We start from the raw sequence: 3,169 nt of genomic DNA, 5'->3' as shown, positions 1-3,169 counted from the left end.
CATCGCCCCCACGGCGAGCACGACCGCCGCGCGCGCGGCGCCGAAGACGACGAGCGCGCATACGGACGCGGCGAGCATGAGCCTTGTCGCCCGGGCGATGTCGCCCCACTCGATTTCGCGGGACGCGTCGCCTATCGTCGGTTTCTCAACGAGCTTGCCGAAATACACCGCGGGTCCTGCCAGGCGCAGCCCGAGCGCGCCCGCGCACGCTGACTCGGTCTGCGCCGCGTTCGGGCTCGCATGGCGACGCCTGTCGCGGCGCCAGATGCGCGCCGCCCCGCGCGCGTCGAGCCCGACGATCGGGCACACGGCGATCATGAGCAGGGCCGATAAGCGCGAGGGAATCCAGTTCGCCGCATCGTCGAGGCGCGCCGAGGCGCAGCCGAAGTCGATGTAGCGCTCGTTTTTGTAGCCCACCATGCTGTCGAGCGTGTTCACCGCCTTGTACGCCATGCCCAAGGGCGCACCCCCGATCATAAGGTAGAAAAGCGGCGCGATGACGCCGTCGCTCGCGTTCTCCGCCACCGTTTCCACGACGGCGCGCGCGACGCCCTGCTCGTCGAGAACAGACGTGTCGCGTCCCACGATGAGCCCGACGGCTTCGCGCGCCGCGACAAGGCCGCCCTTCGAGAACGCGCGGGCCACGGCCAGGCTCTGGCGGCGCAGCTCGCATGCCGCGAGAATCTGATAGCTCGCCCATGCCTCGGCCACGAAGCGCAAGCCGGAGTGAACCATGCCGCAAAGATGCAGGATTCCCCAGGTCAAAAGCCCACACGCAAGCGGAAGCGCCACGGCGAGCACAAGCCCTGCGGCGCGCGTGCCCGCGGACGTTTGCGGGAATGCGCCCCGCAGGCGGCCTTCGGCCCACGTGATCGCGCGCCCCATGGCGACGACGGGATGGGGAAGCCAGCGCGGGTCGCCGAAGGCAAGGTCGGCCGCGAACCCGGCGGCGACGGCAAGAATCGTCATCACCGGGCATCGCCCCCCGAAGCGGGGCGAACGTCGCGAAGGCAGCGCCCATCCCAGGTGGCGGCCCATGCGCCACCCGGCTCGGTATGCACGTCGAAGTATCCCATTTTCGGGACAGCTAGCTCGGAGAGCAGCGCTTTCACGGTACCCGCGTGAACGACGAAGACGGCGCGCCCACTCCCCTGGGCGCGCTCCGATTCGCACACCTCCCGAAACGCCGCGACGACGCGGCGGGTGAAATCGCTCTTGCCCTCGCCATGCGGGCAGCGCGTCTCGCACCAGGAGTCTACCCAGGCGCGGTAGCGCGCATCCTCTTTAAGCTCGGCGGCGCTTCGCCCCTCGAAGTCGCCGAAATCCATCTCGCGCAGACCGGGGCACGCCATAAGCTCCGCGTTCGGAAAGAGGATGCGCGCCGTCTGGTCGGTGCGGGCCATGCCGCTCGTGATAACACGGAACACGTCACGATCGCACGCGAGGTCGCGCAAAGCGCGCTCGCCCGCGCTCGACAGGGGCTCGTCGGCGCCCGCCCCGCTGTAGCGATGGTCTTCCGTGCCCGCCGTGGCACCATGGCGTACAAAGACGACTTCCAAAGGCGCGCCCGCGCCCTGCGTCCCTCGAGGCGCATCGGCAAGGTTTCCTTTGATAACCTGGGGAATCCCGCACGTCATGCGCACGACGACGTCGGCGCGCGCAGCGAGCGCGCATCCCAGGCGCCCCGCGCGCTCGCGCCATTGGGCGTCTTCCGCACGCATGGGGACGACCCCCGAGCCGACCAAGGGCAGAATCACTGCGTCGAAGCCGATCAGCCGCTCGAGCGCCCGGTCAGCGTCGAGCGCGCGTACGAGTTCCTCAGCACGGTACGCGACGCGGCCGGCAAAAGCCGCGGGCACGCCGCCCTCCGCAAGCTGCGCCGCGTCGACGAAATCGTCCGCCGCGAACCCGAGCTTTTCGCGCACGAAGGTCCTCTTCCCCGAATGCGCGCCACCTACCACGAGCATCATAGGAGCATGCCCCCCGCCACCAGCACGGCGAGCATCGCGAGCTCGGCCCATTGCAGAAACCATCCGGCCAAATCCCCCGTCACCCCGCCGAAGCGGGCCAGGGCAACATGGCGGTACCACGCGAGCGCCAAAAGCCCCGCCACCGCCATAAGGGCGCCGACGGCCTGAGCGCACGCGACCATCCCTGCAGCCGAAGCCGCAGCGAAAGCGCAAAGCGGCACGACGATCGCCGCGCGCTTCTTCGCAGGCGAGAGCCCCGCGGCCATGCCGTCCGCCCGCGCGGCAGGCCAGCATTCAACGGCGAGCCCCGAAAGCGCGCGGGAGAACACGAGCGAGCACAGAAGCGCGAGGAACGCCCCCGCCGTAAGCGGCAGCGCGGTGAACAGGGAAAACTGCAGAATAAGGTACACGACAACACCGATGACCCCGAAGGCGCCCGCCCGCGGGTCGTGCATGATCTCGAGCTTTCGCTCGCGCGGGGCCCAACTTGCAAGCGCATCGGAGGTGTCGCAGAGCCCGTCTAGGTGGATGCCTCCCGTCACCGCCACAGGCAGCGCCACGAGCACGGCCGCGACGATGGTCGCGGGCACGCCGAGCAGGTTCGCCATGTGCCCCCACGCCGTCATGAGGAAGCCTTCCGCAAGGCCCACCAGGGGAAACGCGGCAAGCGCATGGGTTGACCCGAAATCGGTCCAGGCCGATTTCGGGACGGGGATGCGCGAGAACGTTCCGAACGCCGCGCCGATCGCCTCCGCTATCTTCACCTTGCAGGTCCTTCGCCTTTCATCCACACGGGAATCCCGCATACCACTTCGACTGCGCGGTCGGCCAGCGCCGCCACGCCCGCGTTCACGCGCGCGAGCGCGCGCCTCCATGCCTCGGTCCCCTCATCATAGCGCATCCCATCGGCGAACACGTCGACGGTGACCACCACCGTATACGCAGCGGCCTGAGCGAGCCGTTCGATGCCTCCGAGCACCTCGCGCGCCGTAGCATCGGGGTCACGTGGGGACAAGCCGCCTTCCGCGAAGAGCTCGTTCGCAACCAGGTTGCCCACGTCCTCCAAAAGAAGCGTGCAGCCGCGCGGAAGCCCGGGCACTGCGGCGCCCACGTCACGCGTGCGCTCGAGGGTGGAAAACCCCTTGCCCTCGCGCAGCGCCCGATGGCGCGCGATGCGGCGGGCGCCCTCTCCCCCGAAG

The 3,169-nt window shown here is 69.4% G+C and carries 4 protein-coding genes; all 4 read right to left on the bottom strand.

The features are described 5' to 3' along the window. On the bottom strand, positions 1 to 969 hold a 969-nt coding region (gene cbiB / locus GPA_RS00785; protein WP_083808804.1), incomplete at its 3' end, for an adenosylcobinamide-phosphate synthase CbiB. Next, the gene (locus GPA_RS16590; protein WP_197533049.1) at positions 969 to 1,925 is read right to left on the bottom strand and encodes a histidine phosphatase family protein; all 957 of its coding nucleotides are present in this window, start codon (positions 1,923 to 1,925) and stop codon (positions 969 to 971) included. The genes GPA_RS16590 and cbiB, both read right to left, overlap by 1 nt. Positions 1,926 to 1,966: 41 nt before the next feature. Beyond that, complete coding sequence (gene cobS / locus GPA_RS00775; RefSeq protein ID WP_041238701.1) at positions 1,967 to 2,734, bottom strand: adenosylcobinamide-GDP ribazoletransferase; 768 nt, start codon at positions 2,732 to 2,734, stop codon at positions 1,967 to 1,969. After that, the coding region (locus GPA_RS00770; RefSeq protein ID WP_083809229.1) for a bifunctional adenosylcobinamide kinase/adenosylcobinamide-phosphate guanylyltransferase at positions 2,731 to 3,169 on the bottom strand (439 nt) is incomplete at its 5' end. The genes GPA_RS00770 and cobS, both read right to left, overlap by 4 nt.

The sequence above is a fragment of the Gordonibacter pamelaeae 7-10-1-b genome (assembly GCF_000210055.1).
Lineage (GTDB): Bacteria > Actinomycetota > Coriobacteriia > Coriobacteriales > Eggerthellaceae > Gordonibacter > Gordonibacter pamelaeae.
This window is presented reverse-complemented; position numbering and strand designations above follow the sequence as displayed.